Source organism: Peribacillus sp. R9-11 (assembly GCF_031345095.1).
GTDB classification, from domain to species: domain Bacteria; phylum Bacillota; class Bacilli; order Bacillales; family DSM-1321; genus Peribacillus; species Peribacillus butanolivorans.
In genome coordinates this window covers 3,837,089-3,853,385 of the sequence record NZ_CP133763.1, presented here as the reverse complement: position 1 = coordinate 3,853,385, position 16,297 = coordinate 3,837,089, and the positions used below count along the sequence as shown (strand labels likewise).

Annotated in this window: 16 protein-coding genes; all 16 read left to right on the top strand. The window is 38.9% G+C overall.

Annotation, left to right across the window (positions count from 1 at the left end; all coding sequences use genetic code 11):
* Window positions 1-11 precede the first annotated feature (11 nt).
* Entirely contained in the window at window positions 12-620 is a 609-nt protein-coding gene (spoIIIAF, locus tag RE409_RS18670; protein ID WP_201185768.1) for a stage III sporulation protein AF, read from the top strand.
* 7 nt (window positions 621-627) lie between these two features.
* Complete coding sequence (gene spoIIIAG, locus RE409_RS18665; protein ID WP_053346917.1) at window positions 628-1,296, top strand: stage III sporulation protein AG; 669 nt, start codon at window positions 628-630, stop codon at window positions 1,294-1,296.
* 14 nt (window positions 1,297-1,310) lie between these two features.
* The gene (locus RE409_RS18660; RefSeq protein ID WP_201185766.1) at window positions 1,311-1,910 is read left to right on the top strand and encodes a SpoIIIAH-like family protein; all 600 of its coding nucleotides are present in this window, start codon (window positions 1,311-1,313) and stop codon (window positions 1,908-1,910) included.
* A gap of 622 nt (window positions 1,911-2,532) precedes the next feature.
* Entirely contained in the window at window positions 2,533-3,030 is a 498-nt protein-coding gene (accB, locus tag RE409_RS18655; RefSeq protein ID WP_201223665.1) for an acetyl-CoA carboxylase biotin carboxyl carrier protein, read from the top strand.
* Between the two features lie 14 nt (window positions 3,031-3,044).
* The gene (gene accC, locus RE409_RS18650) at window positions 3,045-4,397 is read left to right on the top strand and encodes an acetyl-CoA carboxylase biotin carboxylase subunit (protein ID WP_201185762.1); all 1,353 of its coding nucleotides are present in this window, start codon (window positions 3,045-3,047) and stop codon (window positions 4,395-4,397) included.
* A 36-nt stretch (window positions 4,398-4,433) separates the two neighbouring features.
* Window positions 4,434-4,838, top strand: a complete 405-nt coding sequence (locus RE409_RS18645; protein ID WP_376106072.1) for an Asp23/Gls24 family envelope stress response protein — start codon at window positions 4,434-4,436, stop codon at window positions 4,836-4,838.
* A gap of 476 nt (window positions 4,839-5,314) precedes the next feature.
* Entirely contained in the window at window positions 5,315-5,704 is a 390-nt protein-coding gene (nusB, locus tag RE409_RS18640) for a transcription antitermination factor NusB (RefSeq protein WP_053346912.1), read from the top strand.
* A 73-nt stretch (window positions 5,705-5,777) separates the two neighbouring features.
* The gene (gene folD / locus RE409_RS18635) at window positions 5,778-6,653 is read left to right on the top strand and encodes a bifunctional methylenetetrahydrofolate dehydrogenase/methenyltetrahydrofolate cyclohydrolase FolD (protein ID WP_201185760.1); all 876 of its coding nucleotides are present in this window, start codon (window positions 5,778-5,780) and stop codon (window positions 6,651-6,653) included.
* A 150-nt stretch (window positions 6,654-6,803) separates the two neighbouring features.
* A complete protein-coding gene (xseA, locus tag RE409_RS18630; protein ID WP_190271226.1) occupies window positions 6,804-8,156 on the top strand; it encodes an exodeoxyribonuclease VII large subunit in 1,353 nt (450 codons plus the stop codon).
* Window positions 8,153-8,386 (top strand): exodeoxyribonuclease VII small subunit, encoded by a 234-nt coding sequence (locus RE409_RS18625; RefSeq protein ID WP_053346909.1) that lies wholly within the window; start codon window positions 8,153-8,155, stop codon window positions 8,384-8,386. Before xseA ends, RE409_RS18625 begins: the two co-directional genes overlap by 4 nt.
* Before the next feature lies 1 nt (window position 8,387).
* Entirely contained in the window at window positions 8,388-9,281 is an 894-nt protein-coding gene (locus RE409_RS18620; RefSeq protein ID WP_201185758.1) for a polyprenyl synthetase family protein, read from the top strand.
* 251 nt (window positions 9,282-9,532) lie between these two features.
* The gene (gene dxs, locus RE409_RS18615; RefSeq protein ID WP_053346907.1) at window positions 9,533-11,425 is read left to right on the top strand and encodes a 1-deoxy-D-xylulose-5-phosphate synthase; all 1,893 of its coding nucleotides are present in this window, start codon (window positions 9,533-9,535) and stop codon (window positions 11,423-11,425) included.
* 4 nt (window positions 11,426-11,429) lie between these two features.
* A complete protein-coding gene (locus RE409_RS18610; protein WP_053346906.1) occupies window positions 11,430-12,257 on the top strand; it encodes a TlyA family RNA methyltransferase in 828 nt (275 codons plus the stop codon).
* A 361-nt stretch (window positions 12,258-12,618) separates the two neighbouring features.
* Window positions 12,619-13,068: a transcriptional regulator AhrC/ArgR gene (gene ahrC / locus RE409_RS18605; RefSeq protein WP_053346905.1), complete on the top strand. Its 450-nt coding sequence runs from the start codon at window positions 12,619-12,621 to the stop codon at window positions 13,066-13,068.
* 22 nt (window positions 13,069-13,090) lie between these two features.
* Window positions 13,091-14,806: a DNA repair protein RecN gene (gene recN / locus RE409_RS18600; RefSeq protein ID WP_201250680.1), complete on the top strand. Its 1,716-nt coding sequence runs from the start codon at window positions 13,091-13,093 to the stop codon at window positions 14,804-14,806.
* A gap of 162 nt (window positions 14,807-14,968) precedes the next feature.
* The gene (gene spoIVB / locus RE409_RS18595) at window positions 14,969-16,261 is read left to right on the top strand and encodes a SpoIVB peptidase (protein ID WP_056525311.1); all 1,293 of its coding nucleotides are present in this window, start codon (window positions 14,969-14,971) and stop codon (window positions 16,259-16,261) included.
* Window positions 16,262-16,297 lie beyond the last annotated feature (36 nt).

Sequence of the window (16,297 nt, the reverse complement as noted above, 5' to 3'; positions counted from 1 at the left end):
AGGAGGGCTTGGTGAGTTTTTTAGCTGGCTGGGTATCCAATATTATCGTATTTGTATTGCTGGCTACTGTAATCGATATGCTCCTTCCCAATTCAGCTTTACAGAAATATGCCAAAATGGTAATCGGACTTTTACTGATTGCGATTATCATCACTCCTATATTGGGATTATTCAATAAGGATTTCGACGAAATTCTGTCAGCGGCTACAAGTGAATTTGAAGATCAGAAAAAAAAAGATTTAGGAAATTTGACAGAAATGAAGAAAAAAGAAATACAAGCTACCCAGGGTGCATATATTTTAAAACAAATGGCTGTTGAGTTACAGGCAGAAGTAGAAGAGGAGCTGATGGTGGATTATAACATGAAGATTAGTTCAATTGATGTAGGAGTCAAGAATGAGGAAGAACCAAGCATTAATGACTTGCAAAACATAACCATATCATTGGAAAAGGCAGAAGGGAAAGAAGACTCGGAGATAGAGGCAGTAGCGAAGGTTGATATTAATGCAGAGAGACCGTCTTCATCCAATGATGCCAATCTGGATGCTGTCAAAAGGTTTCTGGCAACAAGTTGGTCTGTCGATAAAGAGATCATTGAAATCGCCGGGGAAAGGAAGTGACTGAGTATTGAACAAAGACAAAGGTCCATTATCCTGGCTGCAAAAACTTGTAAATAAAGACCCTGACCAAAAAGAGCCTAAAGAAAAAAAACCTTCCCTGTATGTCTATGCTCTAATAGTTGTCCTTTTGGGAGCAGGAATTATGATGGCCGGGAATTTGTTAACCACCAACCAGACTGGACAAACATCCGAAGTAAAGACGGTATTCAATAATAAACAGGATGATGATGGAGATGTAGAAACATTCGGCCAGAAGAATAAATCCGAATTCAAGACGACAAAAGATTATGAAATATATCTTCAGAATGAAATGAAGGAAGCGCTTGAATCCATCGCGGGTGTCGATGATGTAAAAGTCGTAATCTACGTGGATGCATCCGAGAAAAAAGTTTATGAAAGAAATAAAGTCACTCAAAAACAAGTAACTGAAGAAACTGACCAGGAAGGCGGTAAAAGAACGGTTGAAGACACATCTGTTGATGAGCAGCTAGTCTTGATCAAAAGCGGTGAAAAAGAAGGACCAATCATTTCAGAAACAAAAAAACCTAGTGTACGAGGGGTCCTAGTGGTCGCTAAAGGGGCCGAAAATATTCAAATAAAGAAGTGGATTATCGAAGCTGTCACTCGCTCACTTGATGTACCAAGTCACCGGGTATCTGTTATGCCTAAAAAATAAGGGGGAAAATCTACATGTTATTAAAAAAACAAACCGTTTGGTTATTGACTATGCTAAGTCTGGTAGTGGTACTGTCTGTCTATTATTTAACCGCTCCTGAAGAAAATGCTGCTGATATGACAGCCACTGAACAGACAGAAAGTAAAACAGAGAGTAAAACGGAAAGCAAAACAGAAAGTAAAACAGAAAGTAAGGGAGAAACTAAGAGTGGTAAAGAGACCTCTTCTAAGAATGCTGCTGGTTCTTCTGTAACCATAGCATCAGGCGACGAGTTCGAATCATTAAGGATGCAGATTGAAGATGAACGGGCAAAGTTGAATGAAGAATTGACTGTGAAGATGGGCAATACAGAACTATCAGCTGAGGAAAGAGAAGATGCATATGCGAAAATCGAACAATTAAGCGAGACAAAAGTAAAGGAAAATATCATCGAAAACCTAATTGTGGCCATGGATTATAATGCCGCACTCGTACGAGTCGATGGAACGGATGTAAAAGTGAGTGTCAAAGCTGATAAACAAACAAAAACAGAGGCTAATAACATTATTCGCCTCGTACGTAAAGAAGTGGATGATGCTCAAAATGTAGTTGTGGATTTCCAACCAGAAAAGTAATCATATATTCTATAAAAAGAGCTGATACACAACAGTTTATAAATAAAAAAAATTAGAAGGGTCCTCTTTTTTAGAAAAAAAGGACTTTTTTTTTTGGTTTTTTATCAGTATAAAACATCTGGGAAACTTTGGGGGAAAAGGTTTTTTGGTGTAAATTGATTCCAGTAATTCGAATAGAAATAGTGATATTGAACCTTTCGTAATATTCTAGAAAAGTAATTAATGTAAATTTTTAGCTGATTTTCCTAGGTAATTTGGTAAAACAAGCTAGAAAACGCTTACAATTTTTAAATCAAAAAATATTCACAATCTTATAATAAAGGTGTAATATAGGAGTATAGATATCGAGTTGCAACTAATCTATCATTGAATTTTTATAAGCTAATATTGTATGATGTTAGAAGCTGGTCATAAACTTTTCAGTCCTCTAAAGATAACAATATTTTAAGAAAGTGAAATTTCTGTTATAATACAGACGAGGTATTTATTCAGTCAATCGCTTTCTGGTTTAGAAAGCGACTTCATTGTGAAGAATTGGACAAGGTATGGACAAGCTAAGTTAAAAGGTACATAAAATATTGCCTCAAAAAATTAATATCAAATTAGACAAGGGGTGCCACAAATGAAAGTGCAAGAAATTCGTGAAATTATTAAGCTAGTCGATCAATCTAACATCAGTGAATTCGTTTATGAAAATGAAGGAACAAAAATTAAACTAAAGAAACCTGAAACAGAATTAGTAGGACACCCAGCGGCTGCTCCAGAAGTTGTTCAAGCTAATGCAGCTGTTGAAGTTAAGCCTGTAGCAGCGCCTGCCCCTGCAGCGCCAAAAGCTGTTGAACCAGCTAAGCCAACTGTTGCTGTCACTGAGCAAGAAAATTTACATAAAATCACTTCTCCAATGGTTGGAACTTTCTACCAATCTCCATCTCCGGATGCTGCTGCATACGTGAAAGCAGGGGATAAAGTTACAGCAGATTCTATTGTTTGTATCGTAGAAGCTATGAAACTTTTCAATGAAATTGAGGCCGAAGTAAACGGTGAAATTGTAGAGGTTCTTGTAAAAGAAGGCCAACTTGTAGAATATGGTCAACCATTATTTTTAGTAAAGCCGGAATGAGGAGCTGTTTCTAAATGATCAAAAAGGTATTAATTGCCAATCGTGGGGAAATTGCAGTCCGAATTATCCGGGCATGCAAGGAATTAGGTATTGAAACTGTAGCGGTCTATTCAGAAGCCGACAAAGAAGCATTACATGTTCAAATTGCCGACGAAGCTTATTGCATCGGTCCTAAATTATCAAAAGACAGTTATTTAAATACAACGAACATTATCAGCACAGCCAAGAAAACAGGATCGGATGCTATTCACCCTGGTTATGGATTCCTTGCCGAAAATGCTGACTTTGCAGAGCTTTGCCGTGAATGTAATATCATATTCATCGGTCCTAGTCCCGAAGCAATAAATAAAATGGGGACAAAGGACGTAGCAAGGGAAACCATGCGCAAAGCTGGTGTACCGATTGTTCCTGGTTCTAAAGGAATTATTAAAGATACAGATGAGGGTGTAGCCCTTGCTAATGAAATGGGCTACCCTGTCATCATTAAAGCTACAGCCGGTGGCGGAGGTAAAGGTATCCGGGTCGCTAGAACGGAAGAAGATCTTATTAAAGGCATTAGCATTACGCAACAAGAAGCTGCTACAGCTTTTGGAAATCCAGGCGTGTATATTGAAAAATTCATCGAAGACTTCCGTCACGTTGAAATCCAAGTCATGGCTGATAATCATGGGAATGCAATCCATTTAGGAGAGCGTGATTGTTCGGTACAACGACGTTTGCAAAAACTGGTTGAAGAAACTCCTTCTCCTGCACTTGACGGTGAAATGCGTGCGGAAATGGGGCAGGCTGCAGTAACGGCTGCCCTTGCTGTTAACTACTCTGGTGCTGGTACAGTTGAATTTATTTATGACTATGTGAATAGAAGATACTATTTTATGGAAATGAATACACGTATCCAGGTTGAGCATCCAGTTACAGAAATGGTCACAGGTGTAGATTTGATTAAAGAACAAATCAAAGTTGCTTCAGGTGACAAACTTTCTCTTTCGCAAGAAGATGTTACATTTAACGGTTGGTCAATCGAATGCCGGATCAATGCCGAAAATCCAGAGAAAAACTTTATGCCTTCTGCCGGTAAAATTCAAATGTATTTACCGCCAGGTGGCTACGGAGTACGTGTTGATTCTGCAGCATATCCTGGGTATACGATACCGCCATATTACGATTCTATGATTGCTAAATTAATTGTCCATGCACCGACAAGGGAAGAGGCAATTGAGAAAATGAAACGTGCTCTAGGTGAGTTTGTCATTGAGGGAATCAATACTACAATTCCTTTCCATATTAAGTTACTTCAGCATGACCAATTTGTTTCTGGAGAATTTAATACCAAATTCCTTGAAATATATGACGTAATGAACTCATAATGTAAAGGAAGACAGGAGGTGCTTTGAATGAGTGAAATGGAAGGCCAATTACTCGAAATGAATGATTACAATAGTGGACTAGGCAGAGTGGAGATTGCGCCTGAGGTGATAGAGGTAATCGCGGGCATAGCTGCATCGGAAGTTGAAGGTGTCGCACATATGCGCGGGAATTTTGCTACTGGCGTAGTTGAAAAGCTTGGCAAAAAGAACCACGGTAAAGGTGTTAAAGTAGACTTAACTGGAGAAACAATTAAAGTCGAGCTTTATTGTGTCATGAAATTTGGTGTTTCTATTCCGAAAGTTGCGCAGGAAGTACAAGACAACATTCGTGAAGCTTTATTAAATATGACCGCTATCGACGCGGGCGAAGTGAACATTCATGTTGTCGGTATAGCATTTGAGAACGCAAAACAGGAAGCGGATTACGAACAAGAAGTGTAATTAGCATCATTCAACTTACACCTGCAAAAACCCGGCAATAGGCCGGGTTTTTGTTTTTTTATTTTTACCCCATCGATTACTTTCGTATAAAAAGCCTGCTTATAATATTACGTTAAATGAACATAATAAGGCGGTGTCTGGAAGTTTCCCTTTAATTCAAGGGTGATTTCTGTTAGAGTGTAAAAGATGAAATATGAGCATGAAAGCTAGGCAAGAGCTTTTTGACACTTTCGAAATGTATACATCTCTGTTGTGAATTAAACATATATAAGGTTTTCAATTTAACTTAAAAGCACCTTGGAAAAAATGTTATGAATAATAGGTGAGTGAGGGTATTTCGACCTTAATATTAGTGAAATTTAGCTAAACCTTGAAAAAATACAGCAAAAATCTTAATATTTTCGAAAAAAAGTTATTTAATGTTCGTTTGTTCTAGCATTTTCATATATAATAGTAGATGTTAAAGGAGTAAGATTATGAAAAGAAGAGTAGCCCGTGAAAAATCCCTTCAAGCACTATATCAGATAGATATCGCCAAGTCAGATGCAGAAGAAGCAATGGAAAGCGTTCTGAATGGCGCTCCTACTGATGAATATTTCAAAAAATTAGTTACTGGGATTACGGAAAATCGTGAACAACTTGATGGAATGATCAGGGACAATTTAGAGAACTGGACGTTGGAAAGATTAGCGAACATTGATCGGAATTTACTGCGTATCGCGGTTTATGAAATGGTTCACAGTGAAGATGTTCCTGTAAGTGTTGCTATGAATGAAGCTATTGAAATTGCTAAGAAATTCGGTGATGATCAATCGAGCAGCTTTGTGAATGCTGTTTTATCCAAGGTTAAGGTGAAAATCGGTTAAAGCAGCTGCCCTTTAAAAAAGGGTAATCTCAGCAATTTCTTTAGCAAAATTAACTTGGGAGGAAATATTACACATGTCAGCTCAAATCATTAATGGTAAAGAAATTGCAGAGGCAGTTAGACAGGAAATCAGTAAGGAAGTTCAACAATTAAGTGAAAAAAATATCGTACCAGGTTTGGCAGTTATTTTAGTCGGTGACAATCAAGCTTCACAAACCTATGTGCGCAATAAGCAAAAAGCCTGTGAGGACTTAGGAATGCATTCTGTATTGATTAAAAAGCCTGCAGATTTAACTCAGGAGGAATTAATTCAGAACATTGATGAATTAAACCAGGATGATAGCATTCATGGTATTTTGGTGCAGCTACCATTGCCTGGACATATTCAGGAAAAAGCGATCATTGAAGCGATTTCCCCTGAAAAGGATGTTGATGGATTCCACCCGATTAATATTGGGCGAATGATGACAGGGCAGGATGCATTTTTACCATGTACGCCTTACGGGGTAATGGTAATGCTTGAGCATATTGGCTATGAACTTGAAGGTAAGCATGTGGTCATAGTAGGGAGAAGTAATATCGTTGGCAAACCGGCCGGACAACTGTTTTTAAATGCGGATGCAACAGTTACCTACTGTCATTCAAAAACAAAGGATCTTGCTTATTATACGAAGCAGGCTGATGTGGTTGTTGCAGCTGTCGGAAAAAGAGACACAATTACTAGTGACCATATTAAAGAAGGTGCAGTCGTCATTGATGTCGGAATGAACAGGAATGATGAAGGGAAGCTTTGCGGCGATGTGGCGTTTGAAGAAGTGAAAAATAAAGCTTCATACATTACTCCTGTTCCTAAAGGGGTTGGTCCCATGACGATCACAATGCTAATGAAGAATACAGTCAAATCTGCTCAAAAAACACTTAACTTGAACAAACAAGCACTAAAAAGTTAAAAAAATCGCTAAATTATTTTAAAGAAGCGGACCTCTTGTTTTATAATAACGAGAGACCGCTTTTTTTCTATTTATAGATTTACGAAAGTTTTAAGTGTAACCTATAGGTGAGCTTTCTTATATCCGATTCTTGTCGGAAGGAGACATTATATGAGCAACCAACAATATTTGAGTGTATCGGCTTTAACGAAGTACATTAAAAGGAAGTTTGATGCCGATCCTCATTTGCAAAATGTATACATAAAAGGTGAAATTTCCAATTTCAAACAACATACAAGTGGCCATATGTACTTTACTTTGAAAGACGAGAAGGCTCGCTTGCTTTCCGTTATGTTTGCTGCAAATAACAAAGGGATGAAATTCCTTCCCGAAAATGGGATGAAGGTACTTGTGAAGGGCGATATTTCATTATATGAAGCGAGTGGACAGTATCAGCTATATGTGAAAAGCATGGCTCCTGATGGTGTTGGAGACCTGTATCTTGCATATGAACAGTTAAAGAAAAAGCTAGAAGCAGCAGGCTTGTTTTTAGCAGAACATAAGAAGACGATTCCACTATACCCTAAATCTGTAGGGGTCATAACATCTCCAACAGGTGCTGCACTGAGGGATATTTTAACAACCATTAAGCGCCGTTATCCAATTGCTAAAATTATCGTTTATCCAGCTCTTGTTCAAGGGAATAATGCCGCTAAATCGATTGCCCAGGCGATCACGATGGCTAACTCGAGGGCTGAAAGCGATGTATTGATTGTCGGAAGGGGCGGCGGTTCCATTGAGGAGCTCTGGGCCTTTAATGAGGAGATAGTAGCTGAATCCATTTATGATTCGGATATTCCAATTATTTCAGCTGTTGGACACGAAACAGATTTTACAATTGCGGATTTTGTAGCAGATATGCGGGCACCGACTCCTACAGGGGCAGCGGAGCTTGCGGTTCCTCATCTGAATGAAATACTTGAACGGCTGATGAACCGTAAGAATCGTTTGACGCGTTCCATCCAGGAAACGGTGAATTTCGAACGTACCCGCTTGACTAGGATGGAAAGATCTTATGCCTTTCGCTATCCACACAAAATGTATGAGCAGAAACTCGAACAGCTTGACAAGACTTTGGACAGGTTAGGGAAGACAAGTACCCGGTATTTCATGAAAAAAAGGGATGAGCTAAATCAGGTGACCGATATTCTGAAAAAGCAACATCCTGAACAAGCTGTGAAAAATTCAAAAGATGATTTGCATCAGCAAGAAAAAGCATTACGTCGGGCCATGGAAGCCATTTATCGTCAAAAGTCACAGCAGTTTGTTCATATCACTGCAACTTTGTCTGCCCTCAGTCCATTAAAGATTATGGAACGGGGCTATGGGCTGGTTTTTGCTGAGGATGAAACATTAATAAAAAGTACACAGCAAGTATCCAAAGGGGATAAGATAGCTGTTTCAATAAAAGATGGAACCCTAGAATGTGAAATTAAAGAAATAAAGGAGCGAATTGAACCATGACAAAGAAACAAGAAGTTACATTTGAAGAAGCAATGGAGAATCTCGAAAAAATTGTAGAGCAGTTGGAAGAAGGGGACGTGCCTCTCGAAAAAGCGATTTCCATATATAAACAAGGGATGGATTTATCCCGACTTTGTCATTCGAAGTTGAAGACTGTTGAAGAACAATTGACTCAAATTTTACGCGAAGATGGGGAACTTGAAACCTTCGCTGTACAGGAGGAAGAATAATATGAGTACGGCGTCCTTTGAAACGTTTTCAAAAGAATATAAAGCTGTAATAGAGAGAGAAATCGTTGAATATGTAAATAAGCTTGAAGCTCCAGCTGTTGTCAAGGAAGCGATGACTTATTCATTGGAAGCAGGAGGTAAACGGATTCGTCCTTTATTGGTTTTTGCGGTTTTAGAGGCCTTCGGAAAAAATTTAAAGACAGGAATCCCAGCAGCGGCGGCCATTGAAATGATTCATACATATTCCTTGATTCATGATGACCTTCCAGCGATGGATGACGATGATCTACGACGTGGAAAACCTACGAATCATAAAGTCTTTGGTGAAGCGGTAGCTGTCCTGGCAGGGGATGCCTTGCTAACATACAGTTTTCAATTGGTGACGGATATGATTGATCCTGAGGTGACTGCGGAAATGAAGTTGAACTTAGTAAGTGAAATTGCTAAATCTGCTGGCGCTGAAGGGATGGTTGGAGGTCAAGTCGCCGATATGGAAGGTGAAAGTAAACAGTTGACCCTTAAAGAATTGGAATATATTCATGAACATAAAACGGGGAAGCTATTGACTGCAAGTATCATTTCAGGTGCCATATTAGCTGGAGCAAATAACGAACAGCACCAGCATTTACGTGATTTTGCATACCATCTGGGACTTGCTTTTCAAATTCGGGATGATATTCTGGATATTGAAGGATCAGTAGAGTTAATTGGCAAGCCAGTTGGCAGTGATGAAGGCAATCATAAAAGCACATATCCTTCTTTACTTACGCTTGATGGGGCAAAGGAGAAGTTGGATTATCATATTAAACTTGCCCATAACGCTTTAGGAAAAACAAATTTACAAACAAGTTTATTAAACGAACTAACCAATTTAATTGCGACCCGTGACCATTGAGTGTGGCTAAATTTGTTATCAAATGAGGTTTTATGGTATACTCATTGTGCAAAAATATGTAAAGATAAAGATGAATTTTTTAGATAAGATACGTGATAAAATAGGTAAAAATAAGCCGCCGAAATCACCTGGGTGTTGGCGGCCATTTTTACCTTATAACGAATTTTTCGGTCAAGTCTTCTAAATAGCACTCTTTTTTGAGGCTTTGTTTATGCTTACAACCGAAAATGACAGAAAGTGAGTGGTCCAGTTTGGATCTTCTATCTATAAAAGACCCTTCTTTTTTGAAGAATATGAATAATGAAGAGCTTGTCGAATTAAGTGTAGAAATTCGTAAGTTTCTTGTAGAAAAATTATCGGTAACCGGTGGGCATATTGGGCCCAATTTAGGCGTAGTCGAATTGACAATAGCGTTGCATAAAGAATTCGATAGCCCGAAGGATAAAATATTATGGGATGTAGGACATCAATCATATGTTCATAAAATCCTGACTGGAAGAGCTGGAGAGTTTGATACTTTAAAGAAGTATAAAGGTCTTTGCGGGTTTCCTAAAATGATTGAAAGCCCTCATGATGTATGGGAAACCGGACACAGTTCTACTTCCCTTTCAGCTGCTATGGGAATGGCAGCTGCTCGTGATATTAAGGGAGAGAAAAGTTTTATTTTACCTGTAATTGGTGATGGAGCGCTTACAGGGGGAATGGCACTTGAAGCCTTGAATCACATCGGTGATGAAAAAAAGGACATGATTGTAATCTTAAATGATAACGAAATGTCAATTGCACCTAATGTCGGTGCTTTACACACGATATTGGGAAGATTACGGACAGCAGGTAAATATAATTGGGCAAAAGACGAGTTGGAACTGCTTTTGAAAAAAATCCCTGCAGTTGGCGGGAAACTTGCAGCTACTGCTGAACGCTTGAAGGACAGTATGAAGTATTTATTGGTCTCAGGGATCTTTTTTGAAGAACTAGGTTTCACATATCTTGGACCAGTGGATGGTCATAATTATGAAGAACTGTTAGAGAATTTAAGGTATGCCAAGAAAACAAAAGGACCAGTCCTGTTACATGTCATTACGAAAAAAGGTAAGGGGTATTCTCCCGCTGAGTTGGATACAACAGGGAATTGGCATGGGACAGGTCCATACAAGATTGAAACAGGTGATTTCGTTAAATCCCCTAGTAAAGGTCCTGCTTGGAGTGCACTTGTAAGTGATACTGTAAGCAGACTTGCACGCGAAGATGAACGAATTGTCGCGATTACACCTGCGATGCCTGTAGGTTCGAAATTGGTAGGGTTTTCTGAGGAATTTCCGGAACGTTTTTATGATGTGGGGATTGCCGAGCAGCATGCAGCAACTTTTGCTGCTGGATTGGCAACGCAGAAAATGAAACCATTTTTGGCGATTTACTCAACCTTCTTACAAAGAGCATATGACCAGGTAGTACATGATATCTGCCGCCAGAATTTGAATGTCTTTATTGGAATTGATAGGGCCGGCCTTGTCGGTTCTGATGGTGAAACACATCAAGGCGTTTTCGATATTGCGTTCTTACGCCATATTCCGAATATGGTTTTGATGATGCCAAAAGACGAAAATGAAGGTCAGCATATGGTAAATACAGCTTTAAACTATAATGATGGTCCGATTGCGATGCGCTTCCCGCGTGGAAATGGTTGGGGAGTTGTAATGGATACAGAATTACAGCAGATTCCTATCGGTTCATGGGAAGTCCTGAAAGAAGGAACAGATGCCGCCATTTTAACGTTCGGGACAACGATTCCTATGGCACTTGAAGCTGCAGCACTTCTGGAGAAAGAGGATTATTCTGTAAAAGTGATTAATGCTCGGTTCATAAAGCCACTGGATGTAAAAATGCTAAGTCGCCTTCTGGGTGAGAAAATGCCTATCTTAACAATAGAAGAAGCTGTCCTTCAAGGTGGCTTTGGTAGTTCTGTTCTTGAATATGCTCATGATCAAGGATTTTATGGTGCGATTATTGACCGAATGGGAATCCCTGACTATTTCATTGAACATGGAAGTGTTGACGAGCTACTTGAAGAAATAGGTTTAACGACTAAGACAGCTATGAAAAAGATTAAAATGATTACACCCAAAAAAGAAAAAAGGGCCTGACAATATGAAAGTAATGAAAGAAAGATTAGATGTATTACTAGTAGAACAAGGCTTAGCTGAAACGCGTGAAAAAGCTAAGCGTATGGTTATGGCAGGTCTTGTCTATGCAAATGAAGAGAGATACGAAAAGCCGGGAGAAAAAGTACCGGTTGATCTTGAATTAACGATTAAAGGGAAAGTAATGCCTTACGTTTCAAGAGGTGGCCTCAAACTAGAGAAGGCATTAAAAGAATTCGATTTACATGTGAATGGAAAAGTTCTCCTTGATATCGGTTCATCTACTGGAGGCTTTACTGATTGTGCTTTACAAAATGGTGCCGTCATGTCTTATGCGCTTGATGTAGGGTATAATCAACTAGCTTGGAAGCTTAGACAGGATGAAAGGGTTAAAGTAATGGAACGGACCAATTTCCGGTACGTCACTCCAGCCGATCTCGATGGGAAGATGCCAGACTTTGCAAGCATTGATGTTTCTTTTATCTCGCTCACGTTAATTTTACCGGTTCTAAAGACCTTGCTTGTACCCAAAAGCGACGTTGTAGCCCTAGTTAAACCGCAATTTGAAGCTGGGAAGGATCAAGTCGGCAAAAAGGGTATTGTTCGTGAACCCAAGATCCATAAAGAAGTGTTAAATAAAATAATTTCTTTTGCAAAAAAAGAAGGCTACGATATTAAGGATGCCTCCTTTTCTCCGATTACAGGTGGCGATGGAAATATTGAATTTTTGCTTCATTTATATTGGGAAGGGTCGAAAGTAGATGGAGACCTAATGCTCTCAAAAACGGTTGATGACATAGTTGGAGAAGCACATGCCCAGTTTAAAAAAGAATAAATAGAACTATGTATGGCTCCTTTAGCTGAATGGTTGGCTGAAGGAGCTTTTTCACTTTAGGAAGTGAAAGGCAAAAGGCCCTCGAATTATAGGGGGAGTTTACATTAAGAAATTTAAGAACAAAATATAGACATGTTATGTATTTTTGAGAAAAAGTTGTACAATTGCATAAAAATCCGATAACATTAATATTAGCAGCATCCTATAGCGTCAAATCTGTACGCAAGGGACGTTGTTAAAGGCAAGATAGATGTTGTTTATAATGCGGAAGCAACGCCTGCTTGGCAGCTTGCTTAAACGCTTATATAACGGTTATTTACTAAATTAAATTAGCCACAGTCGAGAAGAGGTGCTTCTACTTATGAATAAGGGACAACGACATATAAAAATCAGGGAAATTATTACGAATAACGATATTGAAACTCAAGATGAGCTAGTTGAAGAACTGAAAATTGCTGGATACAATGTTACTCAGGCTACTGTATCAAGGGATATTAAAGAGCTCCACCTTGTTAAGGTCCCGTTAACAGACGGAAGGTATAAATACAGCTTACCAGCCGACCAACGCTTCAATCCACTTCAAAAATTAAAGAGAATGCTGATTGATGCTTTTGTTCGCATTGATGCGGCAAATAATTTGCTTGTTATGAAAATGCTCCCGGGAAATGCCCAGGCAATCTGTGCATTAATTGATAATTTAAATTGGCAAGAAATACTCGGAACAATCGGCGGCGATGACACATGTTTAATTATCTGCCGTTCTGAGGAAGATGCGAAGATCATTTCCGGCAAATTCTTGGACATGCTCTAATAATTTTGTGAGGTGACCTAGTTTGTTAACAGAACTTTCGATTAGGAATTTTGCGATCATTGACAGCTTGTCTGTTTCATTTGAAAAAGGCCTGACTGTATTGACCGGCGAAACAGGGGCAGGGAAATCCATTATCATAGATGCCGTTCATTTATTGGTTGGTGGCCGTGGTTCGGCAGAGTTCATTCGACATGGTGAGTCGAAGGCCGAAATAGAAGGGCTCTTTCAAATTGATGATGACAAACATCCGGTCTTTGCCAAGGCTGAAGAATTTGGCTTGGATATGAATGATGGGATGGCTATCCTCCGAAGAGATATCTCACTCAGCGGCAAGAGCGTCTGCCGGGTAAATGGAAAGCTCGTAACGATTGCAATTTTACGTGAGATAGGACGGACTTTGATAGATATACATGGTCAGCATGAACATCAGGAATTAATGGATGAACGACTCCACCTTCCTTTGCTTGACCAGTTCGGCGGCGAAAAAGTTGCTTCAGCTCTTGCCGAATATCAAAAGTTATTTAAACGGTATGAGACAGCTTCTAAACAACTGAATAGTTTAAGTCAAAATGAACAGCAAATGGTTCATCGTCTCGATTTAATCCAGTTTCAATTCGATGAAATTCAGAAAGCGGATTTGAAACTACGCGAAGATGAAGAATTGATGGAAGAACGGAAAAAAATTAATAATTTCGAAAAAATTCATGAAGCGTTGCAAACCAGCTATAATGCTTTAAATGGAGAACAACATGCAATTGATTGGCTATCCGTGGCCATGAATAACCTAGAAGAAGCAGCGGGTCTCGATGAGGGTTTAAAAAATAGCTCGGAAACTGTTTCAAATAGCTACTTCCTTCTCGAAGAAGCGGTCTCGATCATCCGAGATCAGTTAGATTCTTTGGATTATGATACAGAACGAGTCGAATTTATTGAAAGTCGCCTTAATGAAATAAATCAATTAAAACGTAAATACGGACGGACCATCGAGGAAATATTGGAGTATGGTGCTGGGATTGAAGAAGAAGTCGAAAAGCTTCAAAATCGGGAAACCCATATAGCGAAGCTTGAAAAAGAAATAAAATCTATTAAAGCTGATTTAATTGTTGAAGCAAAAAACCTGTCTGAACTTCGGCAAACATTCGCACAGCAGTTAACAAAGAAAATACATCAGGAATTAAAAGATTTATACATGGAAAAAACAATTTTCGAACCGCATTTTCTTCAAACAGCTTATACTTTCGATGAGTTATCAGACAGGGGAATTAATCAGTCGGGTCTGGATTCCATGGAGTTTTATATATCCACCAATCCAGGAGAGCCGTTAAAACCTCTTTCGAAAATTGCTTCTGGCGGAGAGTTATCTAGGATTATGTTGGCTTTGAAAAGTATTTTCTCCAAACATCAAGGCATTACTTCCATTATATTCGATGAGGTGGACACAGGTGTAAGCGGCAGGGTTGCACAATCTATTGCCGAAAAAATCTATAAAGTGGCAACGGGTTCCCAGGTACTTTGTATTTCACATTTACCACAGGTTGCGGCAATGGCAGATACCCATTTATTTATTGCAAAAAATGTTAGAGCAGGACGAACCAATACTTCGGTGAAGCCTCTTATAGAAAGTGAAAAAATAAAAGAAATTGGCAGGATGATCTCCGGTGTCGAGATTACGGATTTAACGAAGCAACATGCCAATGAATTAATTCAGCTAGCCAAAAGGTTGAAAATTACGTCTTGATACGGTCTTTATAAGAGTACTTACAACTAATCATAAGCATTCATTGTAAAGCTATCCAAAAACGGATAGCTTTTATTTTGTGCTTCTGTTATAAATGACTGTCATGAAGGCTAAATTAAAGGTGTAGCCATAAAGTGTCAGAGAGCGAGGAGAGTGAATGGATTGAAATTTGTATGGATTAACAGAATCATCGGTGGAATTCTCCTTGTTTCGCTATTAACATTAGGGTTATACCAGCCATCTCGTGAATATTTTTTAATTCCAAATCATCTTGTACTATTTGAAGGAAGTCAATATAGTATTTCCAAATCATTACCCGTTTCTGCAAAAGTTTCGGAATCCAGTGATGGGATTTCGCTTCATGATGAGCAAGCTTCAATCACGCTTGGTGCTGAGAAACCAGGTACAAATGAGGTATTACTTGATGTAGCAGGCTTGCCTGCTAAAAAGGTCGATATTAGGGTGTTAAAAGACTTTAAAGTTATGCCTGGAGGCCAATCTATTGGAGTAAAGCTTAATACTCTCGGGGTTCTCGTTGTAGGTCATCATCTAATTGATACTGAGCAGGGAAAAAAATCACCAGGAGAAAAAGCGAAAATTGAAATCGGTGATATTATAACAGAAATCAATGGTCAGACGATAAAGAAGATGGGGGATGTAACCCCTTTTGTTCAGCAGGCAGGTGAAAAGGGAGAAGCGTTAAATATTGTTATCAACCGTGATAATAAAGTGCTTCACAGTATACTCTTGCCTCTAAAGGATAAGAATGAAGGAACTTACAAATTGGGCTTGTATATCCGCGATTCAGCGGCTGGAATTGGGACGATGACGTTTTATCACCCCGATTCGAAAAAATATGGAGCACTGGGGCATGTCATCTCGGATATGGATACAAAAAAGCCAATTGTTGTAAAGGATGGGCAGATTGTTCAATCGACTGTTACGTCCATCGAAAAGGGAAGCAATGGTGACCCAGGAGAAAAATTAGCACGTTTTTCTTCTAACAAAGAAAAAATAGGAAATATTAATCGCAATAGTCCCTTTGGGATTTTCGGGAAGTTAAATCAAGATTTCAAAAATGGAATTAGGGACAATGCCCTTCCAATAACTCTTTCTCACGAAGTGAAGGAAGGACCAGCAAAAATCCTTACTGTAGTGGATGGTTCTAAAGTAGAGGAATTTGATGTGGAAATAGTCAGTTCCATTCCACAAAAGTTCCCTGCAATTAAAGGAATGGTTTTAAAAGTGACAGATAAAGAATTGCTTCAAAAAACGGGTGGGATCGTTCAAGGTATGAGCGGTAGTCCTATCATACAAAATGGGAAATTAATCGGTGCAGTTACCCATGTATTTGTTAATGATCCTACAAGTGGGTATGGTGTCCATATCGAATGGATGTTAAACGAAGCCGGTATCAATATATACGACAAAGATAATTATGAAAAGGCAAGCTAAAGAGTCAGGGTATCCATTTGGATGCCCCTTTTTAAT

Bases quoted from the DNA above. Each gene is read 5' to 3' on its own strand.
- RE409_RS18660 (WP_201185766.1), top strand. From the start codon at position 1,311: ATGTTATTAAAAAAACAAACCGTTTGGTTATTGACTATGCTAAGTCTG.
- accB (WP_201223665.1), top strand. From the start codon at position 2,533: ATGAAAGTGCAAGAAATTCGTGAAATTATTAAGCTAGTCGATCAATCT.
- accC (WP_201185762.1), top strand. From the start codon at position 3,045: ATGATCAAAAAGGTATTAATTGCCAATCGTGGGGAAATTGCAGTCCGA.
- RE409_RS18645 (WP_376106072.1), top strand. From the start codon at position 4,434: ATGGAAGGCCAATTACTCGAAATGAATGATTACAATAGTGGACTAGGC.
- nusB (WP_053346912.1), top strand. From the start codon at position 5,315: ATGAAAAGAAGAGTAGCCCGTGAAAAATCCCTTCAAGCACTATATCAG.
- folD (WP_201185760.1), top strand. From the start codon at position 5,778: ATGTCAGCTCAAATCATTAATGGTAAAGAAATTGCAGAGGCAGTTAGA.
- xseA (WP_190271226.1), top strand. From the start codon at position 6,804: ATGAGCAACCAACAATATTTGAGTGTATCGGCTTTAACGAAGTACATT.
- RE409_RS18625 (WP_053346909.1), top strand. From the start codon at position 8,153: ATGACAAAGAAACAAGAAGTTACATTTGAAGAAGCAATGGAGAATCTC.
- RE409_RS18620 (WP_201185758.1), top strand. From the start codon at position 8,388: ATGAGTACGGCGTCCTTTGAAACGTTTTCAAAAGAATATAAAGCTGTA.
- RE409_RS18610 (WP_053346906.1), top strand. From the start codon at position 11,430: ATGAAAGTAATGAAAGAAAGATTAGATGTATTACTAGTAGAACAAGGC.
- ahrC (WP_053346905.1), top strand. From the start codon at position 12,619: ATGAATAAGGGACAACGACATATAAAAATCAGGGAAATTATTACGAAT.